The organism is Methylocapsa sp. D3K7, from assembly GCF_029855125.1.
Taxonomy (GTDB): Bacteria; Pseudomonadota; Alphaproteobacteria; order Rhizobiales; family Beijerinckiaceae; genus Methylocapsa.
In genome coordinates, this window is sequence record NZ_CP123229.1 from 1,049,209 (window position 1) to 1,067,922 (window position 18,714).

The 18,714-nt window shown below is 58.1% G+C and carries 17 protein-coding genes; 7 read left to right on the forward strand and 10 right to left on the reverse strand.

Translation table 11 applies throughout. From position 1 onward, the window contains the following. Positions 1 to 340: 340 nt before the first annotated feature. Positions 341 to 1,690 carry an N-acetylmuramoyl-L-alanine amidase gene (locus QEV83_RS04790; protein WP_280130106.1) on the forward strand — a complete coding sequence of 450 codons (1,350 nt, stop codon included), beginning with the start codon at positions 341 to 343 and terminating at the stop codon, positions 1,688 to 1,690. Between the two features lie 113 nt (positions 1,691 to 1,803). On the opposite strand, the gene QEV83_RS04795 is transcribed toward QEV83_RS04790, so the two are convergent. Further along, positions 1,804 to 2,673: a hypothetical protein gene (locus tag QEV83_RS04795; RefSeq protein ID WP_280130107.1), complete on the reverse strand. Its 870-nt coding sequence runs from the start codon at positions 2,671 to 2,673 to the stop codon at positions 1,804 to 1,806. On the opposite strand from QEV83_RS04795, the gene QEV83_RS04800 reads away from it, so the two are divergent. Further along, on the forward strand, positions 2,659 to 4,926 hold the full coding sequence (locus QEV83_RS04800; protein ID WP_280130108.1) for a penicillin-binding protein 1A: 2,268 nt from the start codon (positions 2,659 to 2,661) through the stop codon (positions 4,924 to 4,926). The two genes, QEV83_RS04795 and QEV83_RS04800, sit on opposite strands and share 15 nt — an antisense overlap. A 383-nt stretch (positions 4,927 to 5,309) precedes the next feature. Then, positions 5,310 to 6,884, forward strand: a complete 1,575-nt coding sequence (locus tag QEV83_RS04805; protein ID WP_280130109.1) for an adenylate/guanylate cyclase domain-containing protein — start codon at positions 5,310 to 5,312, stop codon at positions 6,882 to 6,884. Between the two features lie 12 nt (positions 6,885 to 6,896). On the opposite strand, the gene QEV83_RS04810 is transcribed toward QEV83_RS04805, so the two are convergent. Both QEV83_RS04810 and QEV83_RS04815 read right to left on the reverse strand, forming a co-directional pair. Continuing rightward, the gene (locus QEV83_RS04810) at positions 6,897 to 7,412 is read right to left on the reverse strand and encodes a hypothetical protein (protein ID WP_280130110.1); all 516 of its coding nucleotides are present in this window, start codon (positions 7,410 to 7,412) and stop codon (positions 6,897 to 6,899) included. 2 nt (positions 7,413 to 7,414) lie between these two features. After that, the gene (locus QEV83_RS04815; RefSeq protein WP_280130111.1) at positions 7,415 to 7,756 is read right to left on the reverse strand and encodes a hypothetical protein; all 342 of its coding nucleotides are present in this window, start codon (positions 7,754 to 7,756) and stop codon (positions 7,415 to 7,417) included. Between the two features lie 138 nt (positions 7,757 to 7,894). Between QEV83_RS04815 and QEV83_RS04820 the strand changes: the two genes are divergently transcribed. Then, complete coding sequence (locus QEV83_RS04820) at positions 7,895 to 8,530, forward strand: S24 family peptidase (protein ID WP_280130112.1); 636 nt, start codon at positions 7,895 to 7,897, stop codon at positions 8,528 to 8,530. Between the two features lie 80 nt (positions 8,531 to 8,610). Continuing rightward, the gene (locus QEV83_RS04825) at positions 8,611 to 8,931 is read left to right on the forward strand and encodes a hypothetical protein (RefSeq protein WP_280130113.1); all 321 of its coding nucleotides are present in this window, start codon (positions 8,611 to 8,613) and stop codon (positions 8,929 to 8,931) included. Positions 8,932 to 8,967: 36 nt separating this feature from the next. Here QEV83_RS04825 and ftsZ read toward each other — a convergent pair whose 3' ends face one another. From ftsZ to QEV83_RS04860, 7 genes are all read right to left on the reverse strand, one after another. Continuing rightward, positions 8,968 to 10,680: a cell division protein FtsZ gene (ftsZ, locus tag QEV83_RS04830; protein ID WP_280130114.1), complete on the reverse strand. Its 1,713-nt coding sequence runs from the start codon at positions 10,678 to 10,680 to the stop codon at positions 8,968 to 8,970. Positions 10,681 to 10,790: 110 nt separating this feature from the next. Next, complete coding sequence (gene ftsA, locus QEV83_RS04835) at positions 10,791 to 12,107, reverse strand: cell division protein FtsA (protein WP_280130115.1); 1,317 nt, start codon at positions 12,105 to 12,107, stop codon at positions 10,791 to 10,793. After that, a complete protein-coding gene (locus QEV83_RS04840) occupies positions 12,104 to 13,051 on the reverse strand; it encodes a cell division protein FtsQ/DivIB (RefSeq protein ID WP_280130116.1) in 948 nt (315 codons plus the stop codon). The genes ftsA and QEV83_RS04840 overlap by 4 nt, the downstream gene beginning before the upstream one ends. Next, a complete protein-coding gene (locus QEV83_RS04845; protein ID WP_280130117.1) occupies positions 13,048 to 13,971 on the reverse strand; it encodes a D-alanine--D-alanine ligase in 924 nt (307 codons plus the stop codon). The genes QEV83_RS04840 and QEV83_RS04845 overlap by 4 nt, the downstream gene beginning before the upstream one ends. A 372-nt stretch (positions 13,972 to 14,343) precedes the next feature. Further along, a complete protein-coding gene (locus tag QEV83_RS04850; RefSeq protein ID WP_280130118.1) occupies positions 14,344 to 14,616 on the reverse strand; it encodes a hypothetical protein in 273 nt (90 codons plus the stop codon). A gap of 68 nt (positions 14,617 to 14,684) precedes the next feature. Then, positions 14,685 to 15,200, reverse strand: coding sequence for a hypothetical protein (locus tag QEV83_RS04855; RefSeq protein WP_280130119.1), 516 nt, complete (start codon positions 15,198 to 15,200; stop codon positions 14,685 to 14,687). After that, entirely contained in the window at positions 15,181 to 15,795 is a 615-nt protein-coding gene (locus QEV83_RS04860) for a hypothetical protein (RefSeq protein ID WP_280130120.1), read from the reverse strand. Before QEV83_RS04860 ends, QEV83_RS04855 begins: the two co-directional genes overlap by 20 nt. A 175-nt stretch (positions 15,796 to 15,970) precedes the next feature. Between QEV83_RS04860 and QEV83_RS04865 the strand changes: the two genes are divergently transcribed. Together QEV83_RS04865 and QEV83_RS04870 are read left to right on the forward strand one after the other, a co-directional pair. After that, positions 15,971 to 16,108, forward strand: coding sequence for a hypothetical protein (locus QEV83_RS04865; protein ID WP_280130121.1), 138 nt, complete (start codon positions 15,971 to 15,973; stop codon positions 16,106 to 16,108). Between the two features lie 798 nt (positions 16,109 to 16,906). Then, complete coding sequence (locus tag QEV83_RS04870) at positions 16,907 to 18,679, forward strand: glycosyl hydrolase 108 family protein (RefSeq protein WP_280130122.1); 1,773 nt, start codon at positions 16,907 to 16,909, stop codon at positions 18,677 to 18,679. Positions 18,680 to 18,714 lie beyond the last annotated feature (35 nt).

The window sequence follows — 18,714 nt, forward strand, 5'->3', positions numbered from 1 at the left end:
TTTAAATACCAATAACCGAAACCCTCGACCGAACAACCCGATATCTCGCTGAAACCTCATGCCGCAACGTAACGGCAAATGTTCAGGCCCAGAAAAGAACTATCTTTTATATCGGGTTCCTTTGCTGTTTGGCAAGTTTTCTTCGGACCGTGTCTACCAGGTGACGGTTTTGGCGGATGATTTCTGTTATGATCATAATTGGTTAACCTCGATAGTCCAAAGACAAAGATTGCGGTTCATAGGTCTTGAAACGCATACGGTCCCTGTAAACCGCCAAAGCGGCCTAGGCGGCGGCTTATGGCTGATCATTATCGATCAATGTCAAGAGGCAGGCAAGTCAATGCCGGGGTGCGTATTTTTAGCCCGGACTGTGGGTTCGACATTTGTCACAGCGCTCGCTGTCATCGTGACGCTTGCCGCAGCCTGGCTAACCTCCGAATTCTGCGTTATTGCCTCGCGCGCAGACCCGGCGCCGATTGCGCCAGACACACCGCAACGTCCCGCCGCCAGCACTGCTAGGATAGAACGGGCAGGCCCTCAAACCAAGCTCATCTTCGAGATTTCCACGCCTATCGATGCCACGGCCTTCGTCCTTGCCGATCCTGATCGTGTTATTGTCGACTTGCCCCAAATGGATTTTTTGCTGGACCCGGAAAGCGGCCGCCAGGCAAACGGAACACGCCAAAAAACCAGCCTCATTACCGCCTATAGATTTGGGCAACTTGCGCCAGGTAAGTCGCGGATCGTCATAGATCTTCGCGGCCCTGCCCGGCTCCTGCGCGCGGCTTGCGAAAAAAACGAGAGCGACAATCACGCGCGTCTCGTCATCGAGCTCACGGCAACCGATCGCGCGGAGTTCCAAGCGGCTGTCCAAATCGCACGGCAGAAGTTCGAAGCGATAGCACAAGCCAGGCAGGAGCAAAAACCGCAACCGGCATCGGCAAAACCCGTGGTGATGATCGATCCGGGGCATGGCGGCATCGACCGGGGCGCCAGGGTAAAAGGACTTGTCGAAAAAGATTTGGTCTTCGATTTCGCCAAGGCGCTCGCCGCCAAACTTGAGGCTGGCGGTCACCTCAAGGTCGCCATGACCCGCGACGGCGACAGTTTCGTTCCCCTCTCTGAACGGGTCAAGATGGCGCGCGACGGAAACGCCGCTCTCTTCATCTCGATCCATGCCGACACCCTCTCCGAAGCATCCGATGTTTCCGGGGCGACAGTCTACACCGTTTCGGATCGAGCCTCGGATGCCGAAGCCGAGCGTGTCGCGCAACAAGAAAATCAAGCCGATGCCGCGGCCGGATTGGACAAGGCCGAGGATGCCGGCGACGTTTCTGATATTTTGTTCGATTTGACGCGCCGGGAAACCCGCGCTTACAGCCATTTTTTCGCGCACACCTTGGTGAATTATTGGAAAGTCGCCGGCCGGCTCAACAAAAACCCGCAGCGCTCCGCCGGATTTCGTGTTTTGAAAGCGCCGGATGTTCCATCGGTGCTCCTTGAACTTGGCTATCTTTCCAACCAAAAGGACGGCCTGGCGCTGAATTCGCCGCAATGGCGCGATGAAACCTCAAGCCGGGTCGCTGGGGCGATCGAAGCTTTCTTTTCCGCGCGCGAGAACACGGCAAACATTGGCAAAAGCGACTCGGATGCGTCGCCGGTTGGGAAAATCCCTTCGGTTCCCCAATAGTACAGACATCTCTGTATTTTCGGTTTTTGTGCAGCCGTGGTTCTGACCGCAGGGAAATGCTGTGGTCTGTGGCCCACGTCTCGAATATCGATCCGTGGGCCGTTGCCCCGCATTCACCAATCCAGTCTTGCCAGTTGTGCTGAAGCTTGCGGACGGTATATCTGATGCTCGTCAAACCGCGCCAGCAATTTGCGCACAAATGCAAGACGGCTAACGGTGTGCTCCGAGGCATCACCCGTGGCTTCCAGGGTTTCGAGCTCGATAAGCCGCTCCCGCAGAACTTCCGCCATCGTCTCGCCAATGAGCCGTTCTGTATCAAAATTCATCATAACTGGGTCCTCCTGCTTCCGCCTGAGCGCTTCGGGTACAGACCAGATCGCTTCAGCACCATCGGTACCTTTGATAAGCAGCCCAACAGCTAAGATCGGTGCTAAATGGCACAACTCTCGCGGCAGGACAGATAGCGACGGATGCTGCAACCCCGGCAGGGTTTTCGCGTAAGCACGCATAAGCATAAGCTTGAAAAATTTGCCGGCGTCTGCAACGAGATCATCCGGCAAGACAAGGCAGACGGAGAGCATGAGCGGTAAATTTGAAGCGCTCACGGCCTCGTTCAACAAATTTTCAACACAAAATTGCCGCAGGACGAAGACGACAAAGCCAGCATTGGCTTTTACGAAGTGTTTATTATGGAAATGTCGCGGACACGCGGCGGCGGAAGCGCGGCTATCGTATTGAGGCCGCTGGTTTGCTGATTTCGCCCGGCAAGAATTCCGGGAATTCATCAAGAGCTTCACGAATTCAAAGGGCTTGATTGTATGCGGCACATCACCCGTTTCCTTGGTTTCATCTTCGCGACTGGAGCGATTATTTTTATCGTCGGAGCATGCGCGGCGGGTGTTCTCGTATGGAAATTCGAACGGGATCTGCCAGATTATACGACCCTCAAGGATTACGAACCGCCGGTGATGACGCGCGTTCACGCCAGCGACGGATCGCTCATCGCCGAATATGCGCGCGAGCGGCGTCTTTATCTGCCGAGCGCCGCTATTCCCCCACTCGTCAAGCAAGCGTTCATATCCGCCGAGGACAAAAATTTCTACAGCCATGCGGGCGTCGATCCGGAGGGCATCCTGCGCGCTGTTTTCGTGCTTGCGCAAGGCGACAAACACGTCCAAGGCGCCTCGACCATCACCCAACAAGTCGCCAAGAATTTTCTATTGACGAATGAGCGGTCCTACGAGCGCAAGATTCGCGAGGCGCTTCTCTCCTTCCGTATCGAGGGTGCCTATTCCAAGGAGAAGATTCTCGAGCTTTATCTTAACGAAATCTATCTTGGACTTGGGAATTATGGCGTCGCGGCCGCCGCATTGAATTACTACGGTAAGTCCGTCCATGAACTGACCATCGCGCAAGTCGCCTATCTCGCCGCCTTGCCGAAAGCCCCCAACAATTATCATCCTTTCTTGAAGCGCGAACGGGCGATCGAACGGCGCAATTGGGTGATCGACCGCATGATCGAGAACGGTTATGTCTCCCGCCAAGACGGTGAAAAAGCCAAGGCCGAGCCGCTCGGCGTCAATCCGCGCGTTCTCTCGCCCAATGCATTCGCCGCTGGCTTTTTCGCCGAAGAAGTCCGCCGGGAACTCAGCGATCGCTACGGCGAAAAGAAGCTTTACGAAGGCGGCCTTTCGGTTCGCAGCACGCTCGATCCCAAAATGCAGCTGATGGCGAGGCGGGCGCTGGTCGATGGTCTCGTCCGCTACGATGAGGCGCATGGCTTCCGTGGCCCCATGCGCCATATCGACATCAGCCAGGATTGGGGAATTCCGCTCGCCGACGTTCCGGCCCTGGGCGATGTGGCGCCTTGGCGGCTAGCGGTCGTCCTCGACACCAGTGATACCAGCGCGCGAATCGGTTTGCAGCCGCGGCATGAAAAATCCGGCGAGATCGAGCGCGAACGGCTATCGGGCACTCTCCTCAATACCGGGCTGCGTTGGACAAGAGGCACAGGCACACGTTCTGGCCTTGCGCCAGGTGATGTCGTTTATGTCGAGCCGGTCGATGGGAAGCCCCAGCAGTACCGGTTGCGCCAAATTCCGGAAGTCGGCGGCGCGATCGTCGTCATGGACCCCTACACCGGACGCGTCTTCGCGATGGTCGGCGGATTTTCCTTCGACCAATCCGAATTCAATCGCGCGACGCAGGCGATGCGCCAGCCGGGCTCTTCCTTCAAGCCCTTCGTCTATGCGACGGCGCTCGACAATGGTTATACGCCGTCGTCCATTATTCTTGACGCTCCGATCGAAATCGATCAGGGCCCAGGGCTCGGCGTGTGGCGTCCAGAAAATTTCGAGGGCACCTCGGGCGGCCCACACACATTGCGATACGGCGTAGAGCATTCGATCAATCAGATGACCGTCCGGCTCGCCCGCGATGTCGGCATGCCGCTCATCGCCGAATATGCCAAGCGCTTCGGAATCTATGACGATCTGTCGCCTTACCTTGCCAACTCGCTTGGCGCTGGGGAAACGACCTTGATGCGTCTGACCACCGCTTATTCGATGCTCGCCAATGGCGGCAAACGGATCAAGGAAACCTTGATCGACCGCATTCAAGACCGCTGGGGCCACACGATCTACCGGCATGACGAGCGAATCTGCCAAGGCTGCGATGCCCCGGCTTGGCAAAATCAGGACGAGCCCAAACTTATCGACAAACGCGAGCAAGTGCTCGATCCGCTCACCGCCTATCAGATCACCTCGGTCATGGAAGGCGTTATCCAGCGCGGCACTGGTCAGTCGATCAAGGAGGTCGGCAAGCACCTTGCCGGCAAGACGGGAACAACCAACGAAGCCAAGGATCTGTGGTTCATTGGATATTCGCCAGATCTCACGGTTGGCGTTTTCATGGGCTATGATCAGCCGCGTTCGCTCGGGGATTCGGCCCAAGCGGCGCATTATACGGCGCCGATTTTCCGCGACTTCATGAAGATGGCACTTGCCGGCAAACCCGATATTCCCTTCCGAGCGCCGCCCGGCATCAAGCTGATTTGGGTCAACGCGAAAACCGGAATGCGGACGAGCGCGAGCACCTCGGGTGCGATTCAGGAGGCGTTCAAGCCCGGCACCGCACCGCCGGATTCTTATGCCGCGGGGGACGCCACGCCGCGTGCGCAAACGGTCGATCATGACACGGACCGCCTGGTTGGAACCGGCACCGGCGGTTTGTATTAGCGCATGATCTGGAAGCTCTATTCTGGAAGCTCTATAAGGACTTCCCGTGCTTTAATGCGTGATCCAACCAATCGGAATCGGCGGCGAGGACTAAGAACGCGGGCGCGCCGCGGGCTGATTCCCTGTCTCCGATGAGCCTATCCGCATAAACCTCTCACCTCATTGTACCCGGCGGTACCGGCATCCGCATCCCGGCGGATTTTTCTTGCCCTCGATCGCGGCTTCCACTGCCGGCACAGTGTTTTTGTGTAAAGAATGGGCAGGTTTCATAATGCTCAGGTGACGAAACGCCAAACGCGCTGCATAATGGGGTTGATCCTTTCCCATCAATTCAGGTGGTTGCCGCATTATTTGGCGAGGCTGCGTTAATGAGAACTACGCCTATGTCCACCAAACATTCCCGCGAGCTCGTTCTTATTTTGCTTGTTGTCTTGCTGGTCATCGGTCTTCCGGTCGCCGTATGGCTTGATCTGCACCAGACGACGGAAGCAAGCCTGCTCCGGCAAGCCAGCGATCTCAATTCGGTGATCAGCAGCGTCCGGGGATATTATAGCAACACCGTCGTCGGCCGTATCTTGGCGGAACCGGGATCGACGAAGGTGGTCCACAATTACGAAGCCATTCCTGGCGCGATCCCAATTCCCGCGACCATGTCGTTGGAGCTTGGCCGCGTAATCAACGAACAGCAGCAGAATATCACCTATCGTTTCATATCGGACTATCCATTCAAGAACCGGGAGCCGCACACGTTTGACAAATTCGAAGCCTCGGCCCTCAAAGCGTTGCGGGCCGGTACAAAAAAGCAACTGACCGAAGTGTCACAAGATTTCTTCTCCGACCGTGTGCGGCTTGTGGCGCCCGTGATTATGAATGCAACTTGCGTGAACTGCCACAACGCCCACCCAGAAAGCCCCAAACACGATTGGAAAGTTGGCGACGTGCGGGGAATTCAGGAAGTGAGCATTACCCAGCCGATTGCCGCCAATCTGTTTTCGCTCAAATATTTGTTAATGTATTTCGTCGTCGTGGCTGTGACCGGTTTTACGTTCATTGCGCTTCAGCGCCGCCAGGCGGCGGTGATCCGTTTCATTAATAGAGAGCTTGAGACCGCCAACGAATTTCTTGCGACGCTTGCGATGAAGATTTCCCGCTATTTGGCACCGCAAGTCTACAAACGCATTTTCAGTGGTGAAAAGGACGTCACGATCCACACCGAGCGCAAGAAGCTCACGATTTTCTTTTCCGATATCAAGGATTTCGCCGCGACCACCGAACGGTTGCAGCCCGAGCAGATCACGCAATTGCTCAACGAATATTTCACCGAGATGTCCTATGTCGCCGTTACGCATGGGGGCACGATCGACAAATTCGTCGGCGATGCCATTCTGATCTTCTTTGGCGATCCCGATACCAGGGGAGAAGCGGAGGACGCCAAGGCTTGCGTGCGGATGGCGTTTGATATGCAGCGGCGCCTCGCCGAGCTGAACGCCAAGTGGCGCAACGCTGGCGTCGAGAACCCGTTCCGCGTCCGCATGGGCGTCAACACGGGGTTTTGCAATGTTGGAAATTTTGGCAGCGCCGACCGCATGGACTACACGATCATCGGGGCCGAGGCCAATCTGGCGGCGCGTCTGCAGTCGATCGCCGAACCCGGACAAATCGTCATCAGCTATGAAACCTACGCCCTCGCGCGTGACATTCTTGTAGCGCAGGCTCTTTCGCCCATTCACATGAAGGGAATCAGCCGGGAGGTCATGCCCTATGTGGTCAAAGGCATGCTTGATTCGGCTGGCGAGCAGGTCGCAATCTTCAGCGCGCATATGACTGGGCTCGATTTTTATCTCGACCCCAGCATGCTCAATACCAAAAACGTCGCGAACATCCGTGCCATCTTGGAGGCGGCCCTCGATGCGCTCGAAAAAGACAGAGCCGATGCCCAGCTCGGTGATCCAGTATGAGAGGCGTTGTCTTCAAAACACCGGCCTGCCGCGCGCATTCAGCATGTCCGCCAAGCTTGCGAGCGCCTTCGCCCGCTTCCGGAAAAAGGTGTGCGGCGCCCATTGCTTTTCGATGCAGAGTTTTTTGATCGAGCGCCCCCGCGCCGAACGGAGCGCCCAAAGGGTCGTCACCAGCGCCATCCCGGTATCGAGATCGCGCAATTCACGCAGCCATTCAAGGGCGGTGTCCATCCGTTGGATCTCGAGGGCCGTCGGCCGGATCACCGTGCGATTGGCCACCTCCTGGCGTGCCCGGCGTTCGCTTTCCGCGAGTTCCGCCTGTGCCAATTGATCGGCCCATTCAGTCACGGTGCGCGGCCAATGGCCGCCGGGCTCGCGGGGTCCGCGCATCCGCGGCAGGCGGTCGAGTGTGGCAAACGCCTGAACGAGCCTTTTGCCGACAAGCTCCGCATCCCAAAATTCCGGCAAGCTTTCGCGCGGGACGGTGAGCGGACCCTCGAATGAGGACGCCTTTGCTTCGCTCTCCATTCTCAAACCCCATCATCGAGAATATTGTCGAGAAGACTTGGTTCGGACGCGACTTCGAGCAGCAGAAGCTTGATCATCGACTCACGGGTAAGGCTGCGCTTGGCCGCCGCCGCCTCGAAATAGCTGTTGGCCTCAGGCGGCAATCGAACCGACATGGCCGCCGCCGCGGCGCGAAAAGCGAGGCCGAATCGTTGCGCTTGACGGTGCACATTGTTGGGGGTCGAACTGATGATGGGATCTTCGGCGATGCGCTTGGCTTCCCAGCCAAGACCAAGGAGGAACCCCAAGCGGGCAATACGCTCTCCTGTCCAACGGGATTTGTGAATTTCTGTCGCAACCGTCACGGCAAAACCTCCTTCTGCACTCACGCGCGGGACCATTCCGGCGGCACCGCTAAAGATGAGCTATAAGGTATTTCTACCGTTCTTGTCAAGGCAATTTTACCTGATGCATTCCTGATTAAGTTCGGTTACTCTACCGGTATGGAATTGGAAGACGTCCTCGCCCGCATCGAAAGCCGCCTCAAGGAGGTGGGTCTTTCGGCGCATGCTGCGTCGCTTGCCGCCAAGCGGCCGGACGCCATCCGCAATCTGAAGCGGGCCGTCAAAAACAACGACCGGCGTGGCGTCACGACCGAGACCTTGATAGCGCTCGCCCCCGTCCTGAAGACAACCGCGGCCTGGCTCCTCGAGGGCGTTGGCGATCCCACCCCCCGCAACAGCGTGCAAGTTGTCGGGAGGATCGGGGCCGGCGCGGAAATCCAGCCGGAATTCGAACAAATCCCGCCCGAGGGCTTGTACGAAATTGAGGTTCCGTTTCCAATCTCGACGGACGCGATCGCGTTCCAAGTCGAAGGCGACAGCATGTGGCCCCGCTATGATCCGGGAGATGTGATCATTTGCTGGCGCGAGGGTACCGATGTGGCGGACGTCATTGGCTGGGAGGCCGCCGTCCGTACCACCGACGGCAAGCGCTATCTGAAGCGCATCCAGCGCGGCGGCGCCAACGGAACCTTTGACCTTGAGAGCCATAATGCGGCGCCAATCCGGGGCGTGCGAATCGAATGGGCGGCAGAAATCAAAGGTGTTGTCAGATCCGGTCAGTGGCGCCGGAAATAGAAAATGTGGTTAGGTAGTAATACCTTGACATTGGTATTTTTACCTGTAGTCTCGAGCGGGTTCCCTGCCGGAGCCCGCGCATGCCCTATTACACTCCCGCCCAAATCAACGCTGAAACCGCAGTTTGTACCCAGGCAAGGCGCAGCGCAGCCTTTCTCGTCAAACAACGGGCGCGCGCCTATGCGAAGCGCCCGATGACTTTGGAAAATCTCTGCCCAGGCCTCGCGACCGCCTCACATGGAACAATGCTTGCTCTGGCGAAACATTTGTTCGAGACGGAACGGCAGACGACCCGCCGGTGGTTCGGATTTGGTGGCGAAGTTCCGATTCTCAACGCCAAGGCCGCCCTCCTGCGGGCGCGCGCCCGCCGACGGGCGAAAGTGAGATTTCCGGCGGCGTGAGCGCCTGAAATCTCAATCCTCCCTTGAACTTAAATTTTAGCTCGATTGACGCCGCAGGAATGCCGGAATCTCGAGGTGGTCCTCTTCGAGTGCACGCGATTGATAGGTGCCCCGCCCATGCGGATCGGCCGCGGCTTGCGGAAGCCTTGTCGGGGCCGGCGGGTGCTGGGTGCGTTTGCCGTATTCCGCATGAACGGGATTTGGCTGCGGCTGCCGGTACGTCTGGGGTGCGGGCGGCCGCACGGGTGCTTGCCTTTGCGGTGCGGGCGCTGGCGCTCCCCCTTCCTGGCGGCTGACGCCAAAGGAGGCCAGCCGCTCGAGCAGCGAGCGGCGCTTGGCTTCCGGATGCGGCTCGGCCGCCAACTCTCCCCGGTGGGCGCGGATTTGATTCTGCGCCGGTAGCGGCAGATCGTCGATTTGCGGCATCCGCTGCGGCCGGACGACCGGAGAATCAGGCGCCTCTGGGACAAAAGGCCCGTCTTCATAATGGTCGCCCACACGCACCGCTTGCTGCGCCGGTTCGCCATAGTGACGCGACTGAGGCACGACTTCCTGGATATGGACTCTATTTTCAGCGCCGGTGCCGGGCGCGCCGAAGGGCTGGGCAGGCGTTTGTCCGCGCTCTTCGTAGCGCGGATTATATTCACCCGCGTAGGTCTCAGCTGGCACTGTTTGGAAACGCGGCTGCGCGGTTTCGATCGGGCGCGCCGCTGTCTGCGCCCGCAGGCGGGTGGTGACCTCCGCGATACGGGTCTCGGCGGCGGTGGGCTCGTAGTTCGTCAGTGCATGATCGATGCCGGTCGCAACCACAGAAACGCGGACAATGCCGTCGAGGTTTTCATCGAACGTCGCGCCAAGAATGATATTGGCGTCCTCATCGACCTCCTGGCGAATCCGGCCGGCCGCTTCATCGACTTCATAAAGAGTGAGATCATTGCCGCCGGTGATCGAAATGAGCAAGCCGCGCGCGCCCTTCATCGACACTTCGTCGAGCAGCGGATTGGCAATCGCCGCTTCGGCCGCGAGGATTGCCCGCTTCTCGCCCGAGGCCTCGCCGGTTCCCATCATCGCCTTGCCCATCTCGCGCATGATGGCGCGGACGTCGGCAAAATCGAGATTGATCAAGCCTTCCTTGACCATCAGATCGGTGATGCAAGCAACCCCGGAATAAAGCACCTGATCGGCCATCGCGAAGGCATCGGCGAAGGTGGTTTTCTCATTGGCGATGCGAAACAAATTCTGATTGGGGATAATGATCAGAGTATCGACGGATTTTTGCAATTCGTTGATGCCCGCCTCGGCGATGCGCATGCGGCGCGCACCCTCGAATTGGAACGGCTTCGTCACGACGCCGACCGTCAAGATCCCCATGTCCCTTGCGGCCCGGGCGATGACCGGCGCGGCACCCGTGCCGGTGCCGCCGCCCATGCCCGCGGTGACGAACACCATATGCGCCCCGGACAAATGATCGCGAATCTCCTCGATCGCTTCCTCGGCCGCGGCCCTGCCAACTTCCGGCTGCGATCCGGCGCCAAGACCCTCGGTGACCTGAAGGCCCATCTGGATTATGCGCTCGGCCTTCGCGGAGGTCAGGGCCTGCGCATCCGTATTGGCGACAATGAACTCGACCCCGAGCAGGCCCGAGACAATCATATTGTTGACCGCATTGCCGCCGGCGCCGCCGATACCCGCGACCATGATATGTGGTTTTAGCTCCCGAAGCTCGGGCGCTTTAAGATTGATCGTCATCGTCTGGCCTCTCGACGTTGGAGCACCGTTAGCCGGCACTCGGGTTTTCATTTAAGTTATTCGCGGCACACACATGTTACTCGCCGCCCTTACGCTCGCCGCATGCACGCTTAAAAACTACTTTTGAGCCACTGCCCGACCCGTCCGATGTATCCGGGCGCTTGCGCGTCCGCAACGGCGCCGCGCCGCGACGGACGGAAATGCTCGATACCACTCACTTGCGGATAGACCAAAAGTCCGACGGCTGCCGCGAATGCCGGACTTTTCGCCGATTCCGGTAGTCCCTTTATCCCGAGCGGACGGCCGATCCTGACCTGCCCGGAGACAATCCGTTTCACCGCCGCTTGCATGCCGGTCAACTGACAGGCGCCGCCGGTGAGAACGAGCCGCCGCCCCGCGTGGGTAGGAAGACCCGCGAGTTTGAGGCGGTCGCGCACGAGTTCGAGAATTTCCTCGACGCGCGGCTTGATGATCGCGATGAGTTGCGCCTTCGGCAAATGCGCTGGACGCTCGCCGTCCTCGCCCGCCTGGACCACCGCGATCGTCTCGCTTTCATCGGTCACCGAAGTGAGGCAGGCGCCGTAGAGTGTCTTTAACCGCTCGGCATCCGCGAGCGTGATTCCAAGGCCGCGCGCGACATCCGTGGTGACATGGTTGCCGCCGACGGCGAACCCATCCACATGCGTCAGATGGCCGCCGGAAAACACACTCACCGAGGTTGTCCCCGCCCCCATGTCGATCAAGGCGGCACCTAGTTCGGCTTCATCATCGGCCAAAGCGGCAAGGCCTGCCGCGTAAGGCGTCGCAACCATCGCATCGACGGTCAGATGGCAGCGTTCGATCGCGAGCATCAGATTGCGCGCCGCCGCCGCGTCGCAACTCAGCACATGCATTTCAGCGCCGAGTTCCTCGCCGACCATGCCTCTTGGATCTTGGACGTGCCGAGTCTCGCCGAGCGAGAACCCGATGGGCAGGGAATGGAGCACGGCCCGGCCCTGTTGTTCACCGCGCGAGGTGCAAGCCTCCAGCACCCGATGAACATCGGCTTGCGTAATGGCACGCCCGGCGATCGCAACCTTGGCGTCATAGCGCCGCGACGCAAGCCGTCCGCCTGTCGCGTTCACGATCAGGCTCTCGACCTGTACTCCGGCCATCCGTTCCGCCGCATCAACCGCGAACCGGATCGCGGCTTCCGCCGCGTCCATATCGACGATGGCACCACCCTTGATGCCGCGCGAACGCTGATGCCCAATCCCGAGAATGCGGCAGCGATGGGTGCGCCCGCGCAATGTTTCGGAAGAATCGCTCGGATTGAGCCGCGCGATCAGGCAGACGACTTTCGATGTGCCAATGTCGAGCACGGAAAGAACCGCGCTTTTTTTCGCCGCCAATGGCGGCAGGCGCGGCGGCAATATCCTCGAATTCATATATGGCCGCCTTTCGCCTTGGTTTTCCGGGGGAGCGTTTCCGCGCGTTCGGCCGCCGCTTCCTCGGTCAATCTCGCGACAAGGCGGTTAGGCTGCCGCAGGTCGATGGAAATCAGATCCTTGTCAAGGACATGCGCGGTTCGCTGCAGCTCTGCCAGCCTGGCGAGCGCCGCCTCCGGCTCAATTTCCGGCAAGAGAATTTCGACGCCGGTCGCCGTCTTCAACGTCCAGCGGCGCTGCGCGACAAGCACCCCCGCGACGATCCGTTCGCGCAAATCTCCCGCCTTATCAAGAAGCGCGAGATATTGATTGAGTTTTTCATTGGCCCTTGTCCCGACGACCAGCGGCAGATGAATAAACCGCTGGTCGCGCATCGGGGCGATGGGAACGCCGTCGGCGGCCACAATCTGCACCTTGCCGTCGCACTGCCAGAGAGCGAATGGCTGCCGTTCCTCGATTTCTATCAAGAGCCGGTCCGAATAGAGTTTGGTGACGACGGCTTCCTTGACAAGCGGCAGCTGTTGCAGCCTTTCCCGGACTTGCGCCACATCGAGGAACAAGAGCGAATTGCGCACCCCGATCCCGGCGACGGCAAGCAGATCCTGGTCCTTGAGTTCATGGTTGCCTGAGACCGCTACAGACTTGATGGTGAACCCGAGTGCCTTGGCCACAATATCGGCCGGTTGTCCCTGCGCCTCGACGAAAGCGGCGTAATGGCCGCCCTTCACGGCGCCATAGACGCCAACCGCCGCCAAGAGGAACAAGGACAAATACGCGCCGGTCCCTGGCCCAGCCAGCCGGGTTAGGATCTTGTGCCATAAGTCCGGCCGTCTCTGCCGCGCAGGGGGCATGAGCTTCTGCCGCGAGCCAGCAGCCCCACGCACCGCCAGATTGCCGCCGTAAGCCAGGGCCGCAGGGGCAAAGCCCTGCCCTGGAAATCTCAACGATCGCAGGAGGCGTCCTCGACCATCCATCGTACAAGCTCACCGAATGTTAGGCCCGCGAAGGCCGCCAATTCCGGCACAAGCGACGTCTCGGTCATCCCAGGTTGGGTGTTGACCTCCAGGATCACGAGTTCCCCTGTCCCATTTGGGGAATCGTCATACCGGAAGTCCGTCCGGCTCACGCCGCGACAGCCGAGCGTCTTATGCGCCACGAGGGTTAACTCTTGTACATTTTGGTAAATATTTCCTTTAAGATTCGCCGGAAGCACATGAATGGAGCCGCCCTTGGCGTATTTTGCATTATAGTCATACCAGCCCCCGTCGGCTGCGCGTATCTCAATGACGTCATAGGCTTTTTCGCCGATGACGGCGCAGGTCAGCTCGCGTCCAGGGACGAAGCGTTCGACCAAAACGTCGTTTCCGTGCGGCCAATCTTTGTTGGTTAATTCTTGCGGCGGCGCGTTCGCCCCCTCCTTCACGATCATGATGCCGACGGAAGATCCCTCATCAAGCGGCTTGATGACATAAGGAGGCGCCATAACATGGCGCCCGGCTGCGACGTGGCGATCGACCGTTACCCCCTCGGCAACCGGAATTCCGGCGGCGCGAAAGAGGTCCCTGGCGCGGTCTTTCCGCATGGCGAGCGCCGAAGCGAGCACACCTGAGTGGGTATAAGGAATGCGCAGCATCTCCAAAATGCCCTGCATGATGCCGTCCTCGCCGAACCGTCCGTGCAGTGCGTTGAAGGCGACATCCGGTCTGAGTTTGGCTAGCGTCTGCGCAATGTCGCGATCGACATCGAGCTTGGTGACGGCAAAACCTTCCGCTTCGAGGGCTTTCGCGCAGGCCGCCCCGGACCGCAGCGACACCTCGCGTTCCGCCGAGAGTCCGCCCAGGAGGACGGCGACATGCTTGGTCATGATGTCTCACCCATCAATTTGGTAAGGTTTCCGGCCCCAATCGGACAAAAGTGTTTCACGTGAAACGTTTTGGTACGATTGACGGTCCGGGCAAACGGACACGCGCGAGGCGCGGCCGAATACAAAGCCGGGATTTGGGGCAAGCGCAAGATCGTGATAAGTATTATGAGTACGCCCAGGGGTTTTTTGGCTTGTTTCAAAAGCCTCCTCCTGAGGAGGAGGCGCGGCCCGCGTCTCGAAGGATGCGCCGCGCGGACTTCGACCCGCCCTCGTCCTTCGAGACGCGAGCTCCTCAGGATGAGGGCTGTGGGGCGCGTGGTAGGTTCCTCATCCTGAGGAGGCGACGAAGGCGCCGTCTCGAAGGATGGCCTGTCAAAGATCGAGCTCGGATTGGGTCCCGGATTTTTCGCGTTTGGCCTTTTTGAAGACGGATGTGTCTTGCCAGGGCAAATGCAGCGGATTGGCTGGGCCGAGCAGCTGCTCGACGGTAATGATCTGGATTTTGGGAAAGTTCCCGTAGTCCGTCTTGTAGAAACCCGCGCTTGCGGCTTGCGTGACCATGCCCTTGGTCGGCGCCTCGAGCGTTAGAAACCCGCCCATCTTGGCGCCTTCCTGATCGACGGTGACGATGAGGTCCTTCACCATCGCCGGATTGAGGGCTTGGCCGCCCTTGACCGAGACGATGACTTTTTCAGTCTTCTTACCGTCGGGCTTTATGCGCGTAGCTGCTCGATGATCTGGTCGAGCAGCATCAAATCAGTCCCGGCTATCGTGTTCCAATCTATGTTCTTGAAGGCCGGATCAGCGCCTATATCCATAGAGACCGAGAAATTGCTCAATCGGAACAAGCAAGCGCGCGCCTTTTCCAGCATAAGCTCGTTCTGCGCCGGGACCATGTCGACGATCAGTTGAGGAAGCTCATGGGAGACGCGGTTACGATATTGTCGTAACCCCTGAATCGCATCCATTTCGTCGGCGCTGATCGCCTCGAAGTGATCTCGAAGATAAAGAAGGCTCGCCTCGAACACGTCCTTATGCCGCGCCAGCACGTCGTCCTCATAGGTCTTAAAGGGTAGACCGTCGCCGAAGACTATATCAGCAAAGAAGTTCTTGACCCTCACTATGACAAGCTCCTTGACCAGTTCGAAGGCCAAAAGGATCAGTCCGACATGTGTTAGATGGTGCCGTACATTTTCGGGTTTCATGTCCTCAATTCTGGAGAGTGTCATATGGTAGCCCATGCTCTTCTAGGAACCGGGCCGTATGCTTCGTCAACAGCTCGTTACTGATGCCGAGCTTCTTCCGATACGGCTCAATGAATTCGGTCAAAGCTTGATCGACACGGTCGAAGATTGTGCGAGCAGTGACCAGCTCTGCAATCATGGTATCGCGTCCATTTCTCTTGCAGAGCTCGACGGCGCGCTCTCGGAAAAAATGGTGCGCCAGAAAGTCTCGGCATGCTTTGGCTTCTACGATTTGTGCTTTGAGATCCGTTCCCATCTCTGCAAGCTCCTGCGCACGCTTGACAAGATTTCCAAGGCTTAAAGTGTACTGCTTCGCCAGGAAGGCATCGAACCCAGCTTCGTAGGCCGCTAGATCGAAATTCTCACGCTCTTTTAGCCTATAGTCTTTCGCCACCTGGGTTAGATAGTCGAGTTGCAGGATCGCATTTGCAAGCCCGCTCTCGAACACACCGGCCATGTAATATGCGAGTCCAAAGTGGGCATAGACCTCCTTGCAATACTCGCTTTCGTCATACGGCTCTGCGCTCATGGCTGGGAACTCGAAATCGTCCCGCCGTTCACCTTGCTGGGGCGTCTCCACGAGGCTCTCCTTGCCGTGGAATTGAATGGTGGATCGAGATAGATGAGATCAATGCTCTCGTCGGCGATGTGCTCGCGCAGAATGGCGAGATTGTCGCCATAAAAAAGCGTGTTGTGCGCGGGTGTTTTTTGCATCGGGCCTGGCATTTCGGCACATCAAGGGCCGTGGCGGCCACATGATTCCATTCAACGAACGGCTGAACCGAGCCTATCTGACCTTTGAAGTCAAGGATCTGCGACCGCCGGAGGCGGCGCGCCTTTGGCGCGTCCTTGAGTTCAAAGGTCAGATAGGCTTTTCCGCCGCCGTGCGATGAATGGGTTTTTCCGCGCGGGGCGCGCCGCTGAACACAGAAGGCCACTCCCACCCTACAGAGTGACGCCGCGCGCTTCCAGAGCGCATGGCGCGAACGCTCGGGCCAACGGTCCAGCCAGCCACTGACCGGATCGCACTGCACAAGGGTTCTCCGTCCGGGAGCGCTGGTTGCTGTCAACGCCCGTGATGACCCATCGGCGAGAGTACGGACTTGCCAACCCGGCCGAACCGAGTCAGATTTAGATCAATCGTCGGCAATCGGGGGGATGCCGGATGACATATTTTCCAAAAAGACATCTTAAGATTTAGAGCACGTCCCCTTATTGGGGGGCGCGGCTAGCCACGCTTTTACGTATCTGCAGTAATCATTTCGGTTGATCAAACGCCTACTGTTATCCGCAATTTGGGGGGTGCAATGGCGAGTGGACAGGGGCTCGTTGAAAGAGCCCAAAAACACATTGGTGAAGAATACAGATTTGTTGATGTTCCCAAGGATGATCCGAATTGGCGCGGACCATGGGACTGCGCGGAATTTATCTCTTGGCTCGTCTTTCAGGAAGCCGGCATTCTCTACGGTTGCGAGGACAATCACGGCGATCCTCACAAAGCGAACGCTTGGACAGGATATTGGAAACGCGACGTTGAGAGTGGGGGAATTCGCGCGTCTGTCGAGAAGGCGGCAGCGACGGTTGGCGGCATTCTCCTCCGTTTTCCTCCCAACGTGCCAGGAAAGTATGGGCACATCGTCCTCTCAGACGGGCACGGCGGCACGATCGAGGCGATGGGGAAAGCTTACGGCGTGAAAGCCGGAAAAGTCGCCGGGAGAACATGGCACGCTGGGATTCTATTGCCGGAGATTGCCTATGACGGCACAGTTCGGCCGGTAGATGTATCTGGTCCGTCTCATTTATTCGCTCCCAATGCCCCCAACATGAGTTCGTCCACCGTTTCAGGAATCCAGGAAGCCTTGAAGGCAAAAGGATTTGATCCGGGGAAGATCGACGGGGAGTTCGGTCAAAAGACGATGGAAGCCGTCGTCGCCTTTCAGCAGGCGCAAGGCTTGGTTGTCGATGGGGAAATGGGAGATGAAACGGCCAAGCAGCTGGGGATCGACTTGGCTGCGTTGGCGCCGATTGTGGCCAACGCCATACCCAACATTGCGAATGTTTCAAATTTAGGGGGATCGGGAACCATGCTGCCACTCATTCCAATTGCTCTCCAACTGCTCCCTGGGCTTGTCAATCTGATTGCAGGCGACAAGACAGGTCCGGTCAAAGACGCCATTAACAAAGCCGTTAGCGACATTACGGGCACGACCGACTCTACCGCTGCCCGGCTGAAGATCGATACAGATCCCTCAGTAGCCGCACAGCTTCAATTGAAGCTGGCGGAAATCGCCGCCGCTGAAGCCGAGAAAATACGGCAAGCCCATCTCGCTGAGGCTGAAGCGCAACGCAAACAGGATGAACAGAAGACCCAGGCGCAACTCGCGTTCTTCAAATCGCAACAGGAGGAACAACTCGCTAAACTAAAAATCCAGCAAGACGAAGAGACTGAACGTCGAAATGATGAGTTCGAGCGTTTCAAAGCCAGCTTGCAGGATGTCGACACAGCCCGGCAGAGGTTCTATGATGCGTCAAAGTCAGGGGGACCTGCGGCCCGAGCACCTATTTGGATTTCGCTTATAGTCACGCTCGGATTTTTCATCATCTTTTATTATCTCATGATATTTGGCGTCCCGATAGGCAAAGACGGCAAGCCCATCGACGGGACCTATCAGCTCATTAATCTCACACTCGGAGCGCTTGTCGCCGCCTTTACAACGGTGGTCAGTTTCTGGCTGGGGTCTTCTCAAGGATCCCGCCTAAAAGATGCTGCAACCGCAGACATACAGCTCGCGCAGTCACAGAGGATGAGCGAGACTATCAAGTCACAAGCAAGCATGATCAAAGAGACTCAGTCAATCAATTTGGATGCTGTTCGCCAGTCTTCCGCTGTCGCAAATCCAGCCAACATACAACCAGCAGCGGTAAAGCGATCGAACTTTCCAAAGTGTGTCGACATCGTCTTGGCCAAAGAAGGAGGCTTTTCCAATGACCCTAACGATCCCGGCGGCGCGACCAATTTTGGAATCACGCAAAAGACGCTGAGCGCATGGTTAGAGGATCGCGGGCAATCCGCCGCCGCCATCGATGACGTGAAAAAACTCACGCGAGACACGGCGTGTGAAATCTATCGAACCAATTATTGGAACAAATTGAGGTGCGAAGATCTCCCCCCAGGTGTCGATTTGGTGACGTTTGATTTTGGCGTAAATGCCGGACCGGGGCGGTCAGCCAAATTGTTGCAGAAAGCTGTAGGAGCTGCCGACGACGGTTCGGTTGGCGACGCCACCATTGCAGCGGCGAGGGCCAAGAGTCCTCAGGAGGTCGTCCGAAAAATGTCCGAGCTTCGGCTCGATTATTACCGCTCGTTGTCTGGGTTTGCAACCTACGGGCACGGGTGGAGCAATCGAACAACCGACGTGGAAAAAGCCGCGATGGCAATGATCGAACCAGTTGCGGTTTCGTAAAGTGCGCTTAACGATTTTTTTTCTGCACGGGTACG

Bases quoted from the DNA above. Each gene is read 5' to 3' on its own strand.
- QEV83_RS04790 (WP_280130106.1), top strand. From the start codon at position 341: ATGCCGGGGTGCGTATTTTTAGCCCGGACTGTGGGTTCGACATTTGTC.
- QEV83_RS04800 (WP_280130108.1), top strand. From the start codon at position 2,659: ATGACGCGCGTTCACGCCAGCGACGGATCGCTCATCGCCGAATATGCG.
- QEV83_RS04805 (WP_280130109.1), top strand. From the start codon at position 5,310: ATGTCCACCAAACATTCCCGCGAGCTCGTTCTTATTTTGCTTGTTGTC.
- QEV83_RS04810 (WP_280130110.1), bottom strand. From the start codon at position 7,412: ATGGAGAGCGAAGCAAAGGCGTCCTCATTCGAGGGTCCGCTCACCGTC.
- QEV83_RS04820 (WP_280130112.1), top strand. From the start codon at position 7,895: ATGGAATTGGAAGACGTCCTCGCCCGCATCGAAAGCCGCCTCAAGGAG.
- QEV83_RS04825 (WP_280130113.1), top strand. From the start codon at position 8,611: ATGCCCTATTACACTCCCGCCCAAATCAACGCTGAAACCGCAGTTTGT.
- ftsZ (WP_280130114.1), bottom strand. From the start codon at position 10,680: ATGACGATCAATCTTAAAGCGCCCGAGCTTCGGGAGCTAAAACCACAT.
- ftsA (WP_280130115.1), bottom strand. From the start codon at position 12,107: ATGAATTCGAGGATATTGCCGCCGCGCCTGCCGCCATTGGCGGCGAAA.
- QEV83_RS04845 (WP_280130117.1), bottom strand. From the start codon at position 13,971: ATGACCAAGCATGTCGCCGTCCTCCTGGGCGGACTCTCGGCGGAACGC.
- QEV83_RS04850 (WP_280130118.1), bottom strand. From the start codon at position 14,616: ATGGTGAAGGACCTCATCGTCACCGTCGATCAGGAAGGCGCCAAGATG.
- QEV83_RS04855 (WP_280130119.1), bottom strand. From the start codon at position 15,200: ATGACACTCTCCAGAATTGAGGACATGAAACCCGAAAATGTACGGCAC.
- QEV83_RS04865 (WP_280130121.1), top strand. From the start codon at position 15,971: ATGATTCCATTCAACGAACGGCTGAACCGAGCCTATCTGACCTTTGAA.